This window comes from Peribacillus sp. NPDC094092, assembly GCF_050279365.1.
In the GTDB taxonomy this organism is placed as follows: Bacteria; Bacillota; Bacilli; order Bacillales; family DSM-1321; genus Peribacillus.
On the sequence record NZ_JBNNUC010000016.1, the window covers coordinates 1 to 13,154 of the forward strand.

The following is a 13,154-nucleotide window of genomic DNA, read 5'->3' on the forward strand; positions in this document are numbered from 1 at the left end:
CTCTTCAGCGCCGATGGTAGTTGGGGGTTTCCCCCTGTGAGAGTAGGACGCCGCCAAGCCATTTAAAAAGATCAGCCATCCGGCTGGTCTTTTTTCGTCGTTCGGGGCAGATCAATTGACCAATTGGATGCTGGAAGGATCAAAATTGGAATCTCTCGGACTTAATCCACTCAAATATTAAAAATGGCACCTTAGCTTGGCTTATTTTAAGGAATTGCACAATGCAAGGGTAATCATCATTGGGCATGGTTTTCATCAGTTCTGCCCACCATTCTGTTTCATAACGAGCTATTATGCTGAGGTTATAGGAAATCAAATAATGGATCAAAAGTTCGGGTAATGAAAAAGCTGACGAATCTTTATTGAGTGATAGCATGAACTGTCCTTCTGCCAAATTATACCGGATTGGGGAAGAGGCATTATGAATCGGAATGCCATCAGCTTTTAAATGCAATGTCCCAGGCGCTTCTGATATACTGTAAACTTGATTCGTTTTAGCCTTCAAAAATTCTTCCATTCGACTGCTGGACATTTGATATCTATCCAATGTCGCTGGGGGTAATTGAAAACCATTCGAAGAGGGTAGCATGGCGACGAAATTTTTCTTGGAAATGGACCATGTAAAGTTTTGCATATCCGGGATTTCCTTTATCAGCGTTCCCATGGAAAATTTTTCACCCTCCAGATGCTTGATATGAAATAACTTCTCGGCAATGCAGGTGAAAAGCCCGTTCTTTTGCGTTTTAACTTCGTCCTTTAAAAATTCATATTGTTGTTTTTTCTTTTTTCTCGTAGTAACCCCATGGGCAAGCATCGAAGTTGATTCCGGATAGTTGGGATCGATCGTGAGCAGACATGCCTTTAACAATTGGGCAAATCCATAAAATGTAAGGATTGGTTGTATGGAAAGTGGTGCAATGGCAGCTTGATTATAATAAGTTTTTGCATGTTCGAGATGGTAAATAAATGGATAACAATTATCGTAACTTTTTATTTCAGCTTCTGCTATTTTTTCATGCGTGTAACATTTTTGTAAAAAAAGTTGTGAGGAAGATGCGGAAAAAAAAGGTGTATATTTATCGAAATTATCATTGTTTTCAGGCATTGCAGCTATCCTCCGAATTAATAGAATAATCAAACATTTATTTCTCTTCTTGACAGTAGTATGTCCTATTGATAACCTACAAATAATATTTTTAAGCAGGAGGGGAAAATTATGTGGGAAAATAAATTTGCAAAAGAAGGTTTAACCTTTGATGATGTCCTATTAATTCCAGCGAAATCAGAGGTTTTGCCGAAAGATGTTAACCTTCAAGTCAGCTTAGCTGAAAACTTAAAGCTCAACCTTCCTATCATCAGTGCAGGAATGGATACCGTGACAGAAGCTGAGATGGCAATTGCCATGGCTCGTCAAGGCGGATTAGGTATCATTCATAAAAATATGTCTATTGAAGCACAAGCTGAACTGGTGGATAAAGTAAAACGTTCAGAAAGCGGTGTTATTACCGATCCATTTTTCTTAACGCCGGATCACCAGGTATTTGATGCTGAGCATTTAATGGGTAAATATCGCATTTCGGGTGTTCCTGTAGTCAACAATATAGAGGACCAAAAACTTGTGGGTATCATCACAAACCGTGATTTGCGATTTATTTCCGATTTTTCCTTGAAGATTTCCAGTGTCATGACTGTAGAGAATCTGGTCACAGCGCCAGTGGGAACTAACTTGGAACAAGCAGAGAAGATTCTTCAAAAGTACAAAATTGAAAAGCTTCCCCTTGTAGACGATAATGGAGTCCTTAAAGGGCTTATTACGATCAAGGATATCGAGAAAGTCATTGAGTTCCCGAATTCGGCGAAAGATAAGCAAGGAAGATTACTTGCAGGTGCTGCAGTCGGAGTGACTAAAGATACAATGAAGCGTGTGGAAATGCTAGTTAAGTCCCATGTAGATGCAATTGTACTCGATACTGCACACGGTCATTCAGAAGGCGTCCTTGAAATGGTGAAGGAAATCCGCGGGACATATCCTGAATTGACGATCATTGCCGGTAATGTGGCAACTGCAGAAGGGACGAAAGCATTGATTGAAGCGGGTGCTGATGTAGTCAAAGTGGGAATCGGACCAGGGTCAATCTGTACGACAAGGGTTGTAGCTGGTGTAGGCGTTCCACAAATCACGGCAGTCTACGATTGTGCGACAGAAGCAAGAAAACATGGTAAAACGATCATCGCTGATGGCGGAATTAAATACTCTGGTGATATCGTTAAAGCCTTGGCGGCAGGCGGACATGCAGTAATGCTTGGCAGTATGCTTGCAGGTGTAACTGAAAGCCCAGGAGAAACGGAAATTTTCCAAGGTCGCCGTTTCAAAGTGTATCGGGGGATGGGTTCTGTTGCTGCAATGGAAAAGGGATCTAAAGATCGTTACTTCCAAGAAGATAACAAGAAATTCGTACCGGAAGGCATCGAAGGGCGCCTTCCATACAAAGGACCTCTTTCAGATACCATTTTCCAACTGATTGGCGGCATTCGTTCAGGTATGGGATATTGCGGTACAGCTACATTGGAAGAATTGAGAGAAAACTCCCAATTTGTCAAAATGACCGGTGCCGGGTTAAGGGAAAGCCATCCACATGATGTCCAAATTACCAAAGAAGCACCGAACTACTCAATGTAATGAATTTAACATATAATCGTCATTAAAATTTATTGTTAAAATAGACAGAGTCTGCGATTACTCTGTCTATTTTTTTTATTTTTTCTGTGATAAACTAGACAAGGTGTCAAGGGTATTACATAAAGTTTCTTCTTTGTTATAGAGATTAGCTTAAAAGTTGGAGGTATTGGAAATTGAAAAAAATCAGCAAGATGACCCTCATTTTCACTTTTGTTTTAGTTCTTGTTATGTCGCAATTTGCCTATCAACCGGGGGAAGCTGTTGCTGAATCTGATAATTTAGGTTTAAAAGCAGAAGCAGCCATCATCATTGATGGTGAAACAGGACAAATCGTGTATGAAAAAAATGCCGATAAAGTGTTAGGGATTGCATCCATGTCTAAAATGATGACCGAGTACATCATTATGGAGTCAATTGAAAATGGGAAAATCAGTTGGGATCAAAAAGTTAAAATAAATAAATACGTACATGACCTTTCAAAAGCACCTAATTTATCGAATGTTGGGTTAACAGAAGGTGAAGATTATACAGTTAAGGAACTATATCAAGCTATGGCCGTCTATTCCGGAAATGCGGCAACAGTAGCTTTAGCACAGTTGGTTTCCGGAAGTGAAAAGAGCTTCGTTAAGTTAATGAACGAAAAAGCAAAGGAATTAGGCTTGAAACACCATAAATTCGTTAATGCCAGCGGTTTGAATAACTCCGATTTATTAGGGCAATATCCTTCCGGTAATGAAGATAGTGAAAATATCATGACAGCAAAAGATACTGCCCTTCTTGCTTATCGTTTAATAAACGATTATCCGGAAGTGCTGGAAATCGCCAGCATTCCTAAATTGAAGTTCCGCGATGGAAAAGAATATCCGAACTTCAACTGGATGTTGCCAGGTCTGATATTTGAATATAAAGGCGTAGATGGACTGAAAACGGGCTCTACCGACTTTGCCGGTTATGGACATACAGGGACGGTTATCCGGGACGGTCAGCGCTATATCACGGTGGTTATGAAGTCCACTAATAAAAACGAACGTTTTGCAGATAGCACTAAGCTTATGAACTATGCTTATGCAACCTTTAAAAAGGAAAAAGTCCTTCCAGCCAATTATCAGGTGAAAGGGAAAGAAACGCTTTCAGTAGTAAAAGGCAAGGAAAAAAACGTTAAGATTCAATCTGAAAAGGCAATCGAGCTACTTGTTGAAAATGGTGAGAAAGATAACTATAAAACAGATTTAGTGATCGATAAAAACAAATTGAATGATGATGGCAAGCTTACTGCACCAATCAAAAAAGGTGAAAAGCTAGGTTATATCACAGTCACTCCTAAAAAAGGAGAAGATTACGGATACATTAACGGCGACCCGGTCAAGGTTAACGTCGTAGCTGCTGAATCTGTTGAAAAGGCAAACTGGTTCGTATTATCAATGCGAGCGGTTGGCGGATTCTTTGGTGATGTATGGAGCAGTGTAGCTTCTACTGTAAAAGGCTGGTTTTAAGTTTCGCGTATAAAACGGTTGCGTAATGTATAAAATTATAGTACATTATGGAAAACAATCTGATTATATTAGAAAGCGATGACAGGAAATAGTAACGAGTACTTCTTTCTATAGAGAGCCGATGGCTGGTGGAAATCGGTGTGAGAGTTTTGTGAATCCCTCCTGGAGCAGAGTATGGAAAACCTTTTGGGCCAGTAAATACTTTCGGTTAAAAGCCGTTATCGAGATAAGTGGTAGGCCTTTTTCATAGGCCTTCAACTAGGGTGGCAACGCGGGTTAACTCTCGTCCCTTCTTCAGGGGACGGGAGTTTTTTGCGTTCTTTGATAAATCATCAAATTATTAAGGAGGAACTGAAAATGTTGGATTTGAAATATGTAAGAAATAATTTTGAAGAAGTGAAGCGTGTATTGCAATTTAGAGGAGAAGATTTGACCGATTTAGGTAAATTCGAGGAACTGGATGTAAAGCGTCGGACTTTGATTGCTGATACGGAAAAGTTGAAAAGCCAAAGAAATGAAGTTTCACAGCAAGTGGCTGTATTGAAACGGGAAAAAAAGGATGCAGATCAGTTAATTGCCCAAATGCGTGAAGTTGGTGATCGTATCAAAGGGTTCGATGATGAACTTCGTGAAGTGGAAGCACAGTTAGAAACATTACTTCTTTCCATTCCGAATATTCCGCATGAAAGTGTGCCTGTTGGTGAGACGGAAGACGATAATGTCGAAATCCGTAAATGGGGAGAGTTACCGGAATTCAAGTTTGAACCGAAACCACACTGGGATGTAGCTGGAGATCTAGGTATCCTGGATTTTGAACGGGCAGCAAAAGTGACCGGAAGCCGATTTGTATTTTATAGGGGCCTTGGTGCTCGATTAGAGCGTGCTTTAATTAGCTTTATGCTGGACCTTCATGTTGAAGAACACGGGTATGAAGAGATGCTGCCGCCATATATGGTGAACCGTGCAAGCATGACCGGCACAGGTCAATTGCCAAAATTCGAAGAGGATGCTTTCCGTATCGAAAGTGATGATTATTTCTTGATTCCTACAGCTGAAGTCCCCGTGACAAACTTCCATCGTGATGAAATCATGAGTACGGATGATCTGCCGATAAGCTATGCGGCATACAGTGCTTCATTCCGTTCAGAGGCAGGATCTGCTGGTCGTGATACCCGCGGATTAATTCGTCAGCACCAGTTCAATAAAGTTGAACTAGTGAAGTTCGTGAAGCCGGAAGATTCTTATGCAGAATTGGAAAATCTCACAGGCCATGCCGAAAAGGTCCTTCAATTGCTAGGCCTTCCATACCGAGTCCTGAGCATGTGTACGGGAGATCTTGGATTCACTGCTGCGAAAAAGTATGATATCGAGGTCTGGATCCCGAGTTATGGAACGTACCGAGAAATTTCTTCTTGCAGTAACTTTGAAGCATTCCAGGCTAGACGGGCCAATATCCGCTTCAGACGTGATGCAAAAGGCAAACCGGAACACGTCCATACTCTAAATGGATCAGGTCTGGCAATCGGCCGGACAGTCGCTGCCCTATTGGAGAATTATCAGCAGGAAGATGGCAGTGTTATCATTCCTGAAGTATTGCGTCCATATATGCGCGGTGTGGAAGTCATTAAACCGTAAGTTAAAAGGAATCAGCTTCTGATTAAAGTGGCTGATTCCCCTTTTTATCAAAGTTTGAAATTATTTTAAAAAAACTTTATAGAGGGCTTGACTTTAATTTTAATTCCATGTAATATAATAAATGTTGATACGGAGGTATACCCAAGTCCGGCTGAAGGGATCGGTCTTGAAAACCGACAGGGGAGTCAAATCCCGCGGGGGTTCGAATCCCTCTACCTCCTCCATAACTTATTAATAACCACAGCGCATAAATTGGGTATCGATAAATTCCGTTACAGATATGTAGCGGAATTTTTGTTTTCTAATATATTAAAAAACCACCGGATAACCGGTGGTTTTTTGTTTTACACATTTCGCAATAACTTGGTTTGCTCCATATATTCGGCAATCCGTTTTATAAGAGGCTCGATGCTTGCTTCGTCCTGCATAAGGTCATATTCGTTTATATTTAACCGAAGGACAGGGCAGGCGTTGAATTGATCAATCCATTCTTCATAACGTCCGTGCATTTCCTGCCAATATTCAATTGGGGTATGCTGTTCCATCGGACGGCCACGCTCTTGGATCCGGTCGAGGATATCATCCAGCGAACCTTCGAGATATATAAGTAAATCAGGGTGCGGGAAGTAAGGCGTCATTACCATGGCGTTGAATAGGCTTGTATAAGTTTCGTAGTCCACATCATTCATCGTGCCTTTTTCATAATGCATTTTTGCAAATATCCCGGTGTCTTCATAAATGGAACGGTCTTGGATAAAACCGCCGCCATATTCAAAGATTTTTTTTTGCTCTTTAAAACGTTCAGCGAGGAAATAGATTTGCAGGTGGAAACTCCAACGATTAAAATCATCGTAAAACTTATCCAGATAGGGGTTCGTATCAACCTTTTCAAAGGATGTCCTGAATTGAAGGGCATCGGCTAAAGCATTGGTCATGGTCGATTTTCCTACGCCAACCGTCCCTGCTATCGTAATGACAGCGTTGTTTGGAATATTATACTTCTTTCGTAAGTTCATTTGGCTTTACTCCTTTGTGCAGGGCATTCTCTATTTGGCTGATTATCTTTTTCAAATCACCCTTGTTCCCGACAAAATCCAGCTCATCCCCGTTGAATGTTAGAACAGGTATGTCAGGGTGCTGTTTCTCAAATGCTTCCATGAATGTTCGATAATCCGCGGATAACTGCTCTAAATAAATGGAGGATATATTTTTTTCGAATTCACGACCTCTTTTGCCGATTCGGGAGATAAGAGTATCAAGACTTGCATTTAAATAAATCACCATATTAGGTTTAGGCATATCCTGCGTTAGAATATTGAATATTTCAAGGTATTTTCTGTATTGTCCGTTCTTTAACGTTCGTTCAGCAAATATCAAGTTCTTGAATATATGGTAATCAGCCACCACGGCTTGGTTATTAGTAAGATACTTTTTTTCGATATCTTCCAATTGTTTATACCGGTTACACAGAAAAAACATTTCTGTTTGAAAGCTCCATTCATCAATATCTTTATAGAATTTCCCGAGAAATGGATTTTCATCTACAATTTCCTTCAATAATGAAATTTGAAAATGATCTGCGATAACTTTTGCAAGTGATGTTTTTCCCACGCCGATTGGACCTTCGACGGTGATAAATGGGGTGGATTTCATCCATTCAGTCCTCCTTCATGAGGTATCAAGCTGAAATTCCCGGTTATTAGGTTTTTCGCCAAGAGATATTGTATCACAGACTTGGGACTTTAGTGACATTTTTGTCAGGTTGATAAAGAAAGAGAATGAAAGATTGTTCATAGGGGGTTATATGTAGGTTATTGCCTTTTCGATTGGCTTAAAAGTCTCCACTATCTTTTATGGATGCCTTCAGAACATGGCTCATCATCTTTAGTGCGTAATGATTATCTTCCTTTGATGCAGAAGCGATGCAATCCTTCGGAATCCATAATTTATATTCCCGCATATAGGCATCATTGGCTGTGAATAGCACGCAGATGTTGCCAGCTATGCCCGTAATGATCAGGGTTTCCACGTTTAGTCGTTTCAGTAGTGTATTGAGAGCCGTCCCATAAAATGCGGAATGTTTTGGTTTGATGAGAAAGAATTCGTCCTGTTGAGGTTTTATTCTTTCGATTAATGAGGCATTTCCTTCATTTTTACATTTATCAATAATTTTATCGAAGTCAGCCTGCCATAAATCATAATGGTCATTGACATAAATGATTGGAAAACCTTTTTCTTTCATTTGCTTTTTTAATTTTAATATCGGGTCGACGATAAGTTCCGTATGTTCAAGGAGCATATTTCCGTATTTGAAGTCAAAATCATTGATCATATCAATGATGAGCAATGCAAAAGAAGGTGATTCAGGTCGATTCATGGTATATCCTCCTGTATTGTGAGAATTTACTTGCAGCGCGTATGCCGCATGCGTTACTATTCATTAGAATAAGTAGTATGACCTTTATTTTTGTCTTATATTTGTCTGTTTACTCCTACTTAATATGAGGGGGTTTTTTAATGAAGGATGATGTTTATTACATGAATTTAGCCTTAAAGGAAGCAAAAAAGGCGCAGATGTTGAATGAAGTGCCGATTGGCGCTTTAATCGTGATAGATGATCAGGTTATTTCGACAGGGCATAACTTGAGGGAAACGGAACAGAATGCAACCGCACATGCGGAGCTGCTTGCGATCAATGAGGCTTGCAAGGAACTTGGCAGCTGGCGCCTTGAAGAGGCCACATTATATGTAACGCTGGAACCTTGCCCCATGTGTGCTGGTGCCATCTTGCAATCAAGGGTAAAAAGGGTTGTTTTTGGAGCGCATGATCCAAAGGCTGGCTGTGCGGGGACATTCATGGATTTACTTCAAGATGAACGCTTTAACCATCAATGTGATGTAACAAGCGGTGTATTAGGCGAAGAGTGCGGCTGGATATTGACTTCTTTTTTTAAAGAGCTTAGGGATAGAAAGAAATCGTTGAAAAGAGAGCAAGCACTCAAGATTGCCGAAGAAAATAAATAGGGGAAAAACGAATGCTGAAAAAAGGTTTGCTTCGTTTGATAAATTTGGAATCAAACTGTTCATGAACAACACTTGCGTTTTTTTTGTTACCTTAGTATAATGAATTATGCGTCATCGTGACGCTGTGAAATTGGTATTACTTTTGCCGTGCTAGACGGGGAGGTAGCGGTGCCCTGTACTCGCAATCCGCTCTAGCGAGGTTGAATCCCTTCTCGAGGTTAGCATTCTGTAGGGCCTGCCTTAAGTAAGTGGTGTTGACGCCCGGGTCCTGCGCAATGGGACTCCATGAACCATGTCAGGTCCGGAAGGAAGCAGCATTAAGTGGAAGTTCTCATGTGCCGCAGGGTTGCCTGGGTCGAGCTAACTGCTTAAGTAACGCTTATGGTTGCTAATCGACAGAAGGTGCACGGCAGTTATTTTACATAAACAAAAAACTCATTCGTATCGGGTGGGTTTTTTTTTATGCCAAGAAGGTAAAGTGCCTGGTATTTTTGAAAAAAATGAGGCAATGATGAAATTTCTTTTTAGACTTTGAAATTAAGGAAATCAGTAATGTATAATAAACAAGATGGAGAAAAGAAGGAGGGACTTCCGTGGGGTATCAAGCATTATACCGGGTATGGCGGCCACAGCAATTCATTGATGTAGTCGGGCAGGAACATGTAACGAAAACGTTGCAGAATGCCTTGGTCGGGCAAAAGGTTTCACATGCCTATTTATTTTCCGGTCCACGTGGAACAGGGAAAACAAGTGCTGCCAAAATTCTGGCAAAAGCAGTGAATTGTGAGCATGCCCCGACAAGTGAGCCCTGTAACGAATGTGCTACCTGCCGCGGAATCACCGATGGCTCCATATCAGATGTTATAGAAATTGATGCAGCATCCAATAATGGTGTCGAGGAAATCCGTGACATTCGTGATAAGGTCAAATATGCTCCTAACGCGGTTACATATAAAGTTTATATCATCGATGAGGTACATATGCTTTCACAAGGGGCGTTCAATGCGCTTTTAAAGACATTGGAAGAACCTCCGAAGCATGTGATTTTTATATTGGCGACGACTGAACCTCATAAGATTCCGCTAACGATCATTTCCCGTTGCCAAAGGTTTGATTTTAAAAGGATCCAGCCTCAAGATATAGTTGGAAGGATGTCACAGATCATTGCAGAAACGGGTATTTCATGTGATGAACAAGCCCTGCATATCATTGCGAGGGCAGCCGAAGGCGGGATGCGGGATGCACTAAGCCTTCTTGATCAAGCGATATCCTTCAGTTCGGAGACGGTTTCCGTGGAAGATGCATTGACTGTCACCGGTTCTGTGTCACAGGCATTTTTAAGCCGGCTGGCAAAAGCGATATATGATAAAGAAGTAGCGGTTGCACTTGAAGTCCTTGAAGAATTGCTGGCAATGGGAAAAGACCCGGCTAGGTTCATAGAAGACATGATTTATTATTTCCGTGACATGCTTTTGTATCAAACGGCACCTGCACTGGCGGAATCCTTCGAGCGTGTTTTGATAGATCCCCAATTTAAGGAGTTGGCAGAAGTCATCTCTTCTGAGTCGATTTACTCCATTATTGAAAGTTTCAATCAAACACAGCAGGATATGAAATGGACAAATCATCCAAGGATTTTCCTTGAAGTGGCACTTGTGAAGTTATGTAATGAGCAAAGGCCAAACCAAAGTGATAACGGGCAGCTTCAACAGCTGCTGCAAAAAATAGAAGATTTAGAGAAGAAATTATTTGAAATGCAGAAAAACGGCATCCCGGCAGCCATGACGGAAAAACCTGCAGAGCAGGCTAAGGCGCAAAGGGCCGTTAAAAAGGCGTATAAAGCGCCTGCAGGAAAGATCAATCAAGTTTTGAAACAAGCTACGAAGCCAGATCTTAACGCTGTGAAAAGTAAGTGGGGGGAAGTGCTTGAACAGTTAGGTCAGCAAAACCAAAAGTCATTGGCAGCTTTATTAACGGAGGCAGAACCTGTTGCTGCGTCTACTGAAGCTTTTGTGGTAAAATTCAAATATGATATTCATTGTCAAATGGCGATGGAAAATAACCGTTTCGTGGAAGTGATAGCCTCGATCATGCAGCAATTGACCGGACGCCGAATGGAGATAGCTGGAGTTCCGGAGAGCCAGTGGCAAAGGTTGCGGGAGGATTTCATATCGACACAGCAGTTCGACGGTCCAGAAGAAACGGAATCAAAAGAAGAAGACCCCTTTATAGCAGAAGCTAGAAAATTAGTTGGCGATGATTTACTTGAAATTAAAGAATAATTGGAGGTAAGAAGAATGGGTATGCGCGGCGGTAATATGCAGAACATGATGAAACAAATGCAAAAGATGCAAAAGAAGATGGCAGAGGCACAGGAAGAATTAGGTGAAAAAAAGGTTGAAGGAACTGCTGGCGGCGGAATGGTGACGGTCACCGTGACTGGACATAAAGAAATAGTCGATGTAGTCATCAAACCGGAAGTTGTCGATCCGGATGATATCGATATGCTTCAGGATTTAGTGTTGGCTGCAACTAACGATGCTTTGAAAAAGGCGGAAGAACTGACAAACCAAACGATGGGACAATTCACTAAGGGAATGAACCTTCCGGGTATGTTTTAAGCAAGTTCAAAAGAAACTTCCTTTCAGGGGGTTTCTTTTGAAATTTTTAGGAGGAATTCGATGCATTATCCAGAACCAATTTCCAAGCTCATTGACAGTTTTATGAAATTGCCGGGGATTGGTCCTAAAACGGCTGCCCGATTAGCCTTTCATGTACTAAGCATGAAGGAAGATACTGTTTTGGATTTTGCAAAAGCGCTTGTTAATGCTAAGCGGAATCTTATGTATTGCTCAGTCTGTGGTCATATTACAGATCAAGACCCCTGTTATATCTGCGAAGATCAAAAGAGGGACAGAAGTTTGATTTGTGTGGTTCAGGACCCGAAAGATGTAATAGCTATGGAAAAGATGAGAGAGTTCGATGGGTTATACCATGTACTGCATGGCAGTATTTCCCCGATGGACGGAATCGGTCCGGAAGATATCAATATTCCTGATTTATTAAAGCGCCTGCAAGATGAAACAGTGCTGGAGGTAATTTTGGCCACTAATCCTAACATTGAAGGTGAAGCGACAGCGATGTATATTTCGCGGTTGCTTAGACCATCAGGCATCAAAGTGACCCGAATTGCCCACGGACTTCCTGTTGGCGGAGATTTGGAGTATGCGGATGAAGTGACGCTATCAAAAGCAATAGAAGGAAGAAGAGAAATATAAGGTAGCTGGGAGGACTTCACTTGTTCTTTCGTAAAAAAAAGAAACTTCGGAATGAATTCAATGATTCATTAATCGAAGAGCTTGAACATTTGAAATGGAATTGGCATAATCAAAAATCATTACTTGAAAAAAGCGTTGATCCATCTGAGGAAGTAATTGCCCAAGCGAGACTGGCTGAAGTGAAATATTTCTACTTGTTCCGGGAAGTTAAAAGAAGGAATGTCCGCTTGAAAAGATGATAAGGAAATGGCTGTGAAGGATTGCGTGTTCCTCATGGCCATTTTTTTTCGGTTCTTAATCCATCGATTTCTTCATATATGTTTAGTACAAGCTTGCGGGGAGGAATGAGTTTGGAACCAGTTGTCTTTGTTGCCGTAATTGGCGGCCTGATTTTAATGCTCCTCATTATCGGGGCGCCATTAAAACCTGTCCGGTTTATAGGGCAGGGGATTATAAAGGTCATTATCGGTGCAGCATTTTTGTTCTTTTTGAATACACTTGGGAATCAAGCGGGCATTCATGTACCCATCAACCCTGTTACCTCGGCAGTCGCTGGCCTGCTTGGAATACCGGGAGTTGCCGCTTTGGCGGCCATTGGTTATTGGATCATTTAAAGGATATTACGTCGAAGTCATTCTTATGAAAACCCCATGGAAATCTCCTTGGGGTTTTTATCATGTTATAGTTTTTTTAAAAAAAAACCAATTAAACCATTGACGGTAACTCTTTAACCTGATAATATATTAGGAGTCGCCAATAACGACATCAACAATTGCTCAATCGAAAAACAATTTGAAATAATTGTTGACATTAGGTTGAGTGAGTGATAAGATAATAAAGTCGCTTACGAAGTAACGACAATAAATCGCTCTTTGAAAACTGAACAAAACAAAGCGCCAACGTTAAATTTTAAGTGAGCACACACTATCAAAAAAAGCGAATGAGCAATTCAAACATTTCTTCGGAGAGTTTGATCCTGGCTCAGGACGAACGCTGGCGGCGTGCCTAATACATGCAAGTCGAGCGAATCGATGGGAGCTTGCT

13 protein-coding genes, 1 tRNA gene, 1 rRNA gene, 1 other RNA gene and 1 other annotated feature are annotated in these 13,154 nt (G+C 41.1%); of the genes, 12 read left to right on the forward strand and 4 right to left on the reverse strand.

The annotated features are described in order from the left end of the window. Positions 1 to 139 precede the first annotated feature (139 nt). Positions 140 to 1,105, reverse strand: coding sequence for a YaaC family protein (locus ACQKNS_RS27155; RefSeq protein ID WP_427646303.1), 966 nt, complete (start codon positions 1,103 to 1,105; stop codon positions 140 to 142). Positions 1,106 to 1,216: 111 nt separating this feature from the next. Here ACQKNS_RS27155 and guaB point away from each other — a divergent pair, with 111 nt between their 5' ends. The 4 genes from guaB to ACQKNS_RS27175 all read left to right on the forward strand — a co-directional run bounded on the left by guaB (position 1,217) and on the right by ACQKNS_RS27175 (position 6,032). Beyond that, positions 1,217 to 2,680: an inosine 5'-monophosphate dehydrogenase gene (gene guaB, locus ACQKNS_RS27160; RefSeq protein WP_427646305.1), complete on the forward strand. Its 1,464-nt coding sequence runs from the start codon at positions 1,217 to 1,219 to the stop codon at positions 2,678 to 2,680. Positions 2,681 to 2,853: 173 nt separating this feature from the next. Next, entirely contained in the window at positions 2,854 to 4,173 is a 1,320-nt protein-coding gene (locus ACQKNS_RS27165; protein ID WP_427646307.1) for a D-alanyl-D-alanine carboxypeptidase family protein, read from the forward strand. Between the two features lie 69 nt (positions 4,174 to 4,242). Beyond that, positions 4,243 to 4,467, forward strand: a binding site (T-box leader). A 63-nt stretch (positions 4,468 to 4,530) separates the two neighbouring features. After that, on the forward strand, positions 4,531 to 5,808 hold the full coding sequence (gene serS, locus ACQKNS_RS27170; protein WP_283899964.1) for a serine--tRNA ligase: 1,278 nt from the start codon (positions 4,531 to 4,533) through the stop codon (positions 5,806 to 5,808). 131 nt (positions 5,809 to 5,939) lie between these two features. Next, a tRNA-Ser gene (locus tag ACQKNS_RS27175) sits at positions 5,940 to 6,032 on the forward strand. Between the two features lie 120 nt (positions 6,033 to 6,152). On the opposite strand, the gene ACQKNS_RS27180 is transcribed toward ACQKNS_RS27175, so the two are convergent. The 3 genes from ACQKNS_RS27180 to ACQKNS_RS27190 form a co-directional block, all read right to left on the reverse strand. Further along, positions 6,153 to 6,824 (reverse strand): deoxynucleoside kinase, encoded by a 672-nt coding sequence (locus tag ACQKNS_RS27180; protein WP_076373259.1) that lies wholly within the window; start codon positions 6,822 to 6,824, stop codon positions 6,153 to 6,155. Beyond that, entirely contained in the window at positions 6,802 to 7,461 is a 660-nt protein-coding gene (locus tag ACQKNS_RS27185) for a deoxynucleoside kinase (RefSeq protein ID WP_427646308.1), read from the reverse strand. The genes ACQKNS_RS27180 and ACQKNS_RS27185 overlap by 23 nt, the downstream gene beginning before the upstream one ends. 178 nt (positions 7,462 to 7,639) lie before the next feature. Beyond that, complete coding sequence (locus ACQKNS_RS27190; protein ID WP_427646310.1) at positions 7,640 to 8,185, reverse strand: isochorismatase family cysteine hydrolase; 546 nt, start codon at positions 8,183 to 8,185, stop codon at positions 7,640 to 7,642. 140 nt (positions 8,186 to 8,325) lie between these two features. Here ACQKNS_RS27190 and tadA point away from each other — a divergent pair, with 140 nt between their 5' ends. From tadA to ACQKNS_RS27230, 8 genes are all read left to right on the forward strand, one after another. Continuing rightward, the gene (gene tadA, locus ACQKNS_RS27195; RefSeq protein WP_427646312.1) at positions 8,326 to 8,832 is read left to right on the forward strand and encodes a tRNA adenosine(34) deaminase TadA; all 507 of its coding nucleotides are present in this window, start codon (positions 8,326 to 8,328) and stop codon (positions 8,830 to 8,832) included. A 145-nt stretch (positions 8,833 to 8,977) separates the two neighbouring features. Further along, an RNA gene (gene ffs / locus ACQKNS_RS27200) (signal recognition particle sRNA large type) lies at positions 8,978 to 9,242 on the forward strand. 183 nt (positions 9,243 to 9,425) lie between these two features. Next, the gene (dnaX, locus tag ACQKNS_RS27205; protein ID WP_427646314.1) at positions 9,426 to 11,114 is read left to right on the forward strand and encodes a DNA polymerase III subunit gamma/tau; all 1,689 of its coding nucleotides are present in this window, start codon (positions 9,426 to 9,428) and stop codon (positions 11,112 to 11,114) included. A 21-nt stretch (positions 11,115 to 11,135) separates the two neighbouring features. Beyond that, entirely contained in the window at positions 11,136 to 11,453 is a 318-nt protein-coding gene (locus ACQKNS_RS27210) for a YbaB/EbfC family nucleoid-associated protein (protein WP_427646318.1), read from the forward strand. 60 nt (positions 11,454 to 11,513) lie between these two features. Further along, a complete protein-coding gene (recR, locus tag ACQKNS_RS27215; RefSeq protein ID WP_402844327.1) occupies positions 11,514 to 12,110 on the forward strand; it encodes a recombination mediator RecR in 597 nt (198 codons plus the stop codon). Between the two features lie 20 nt (positions 12,111 to 12,130). Next, complete coding sequence (locus ACQKNS_RS27220) at positions 12,131 to 12,349, forward strand: YaaL family protein (RefSeq protein WP_260288908.1); 219 nt, start codon at positions 12,131 to 12,133, stop codon at positions 12,347 to 12,349. Between the two features lie 105 nt (positions 12,350 to 12,454). Next, the gene (locus tag ACQKNS_RS27225; protein ID WP_427646316.1) at positions 12,455 to 12,724 is read left to right on the forward strand and encodes a pro-sigmaK processing inhibitor BofA family protein; all 270 of its coding nucleotides are present in this window, start codon (positions 12,455 to 12,457) and stop codon (positions 12,722 to 12,724) included. 344 nt (positions 12,725 to 13,068) lie between these two features. Further along, positions 13,069 to 13,154 (forward strand): 16S ribosomal RNA (locus ACQKNS_RS27230); the annotation flags it as partial.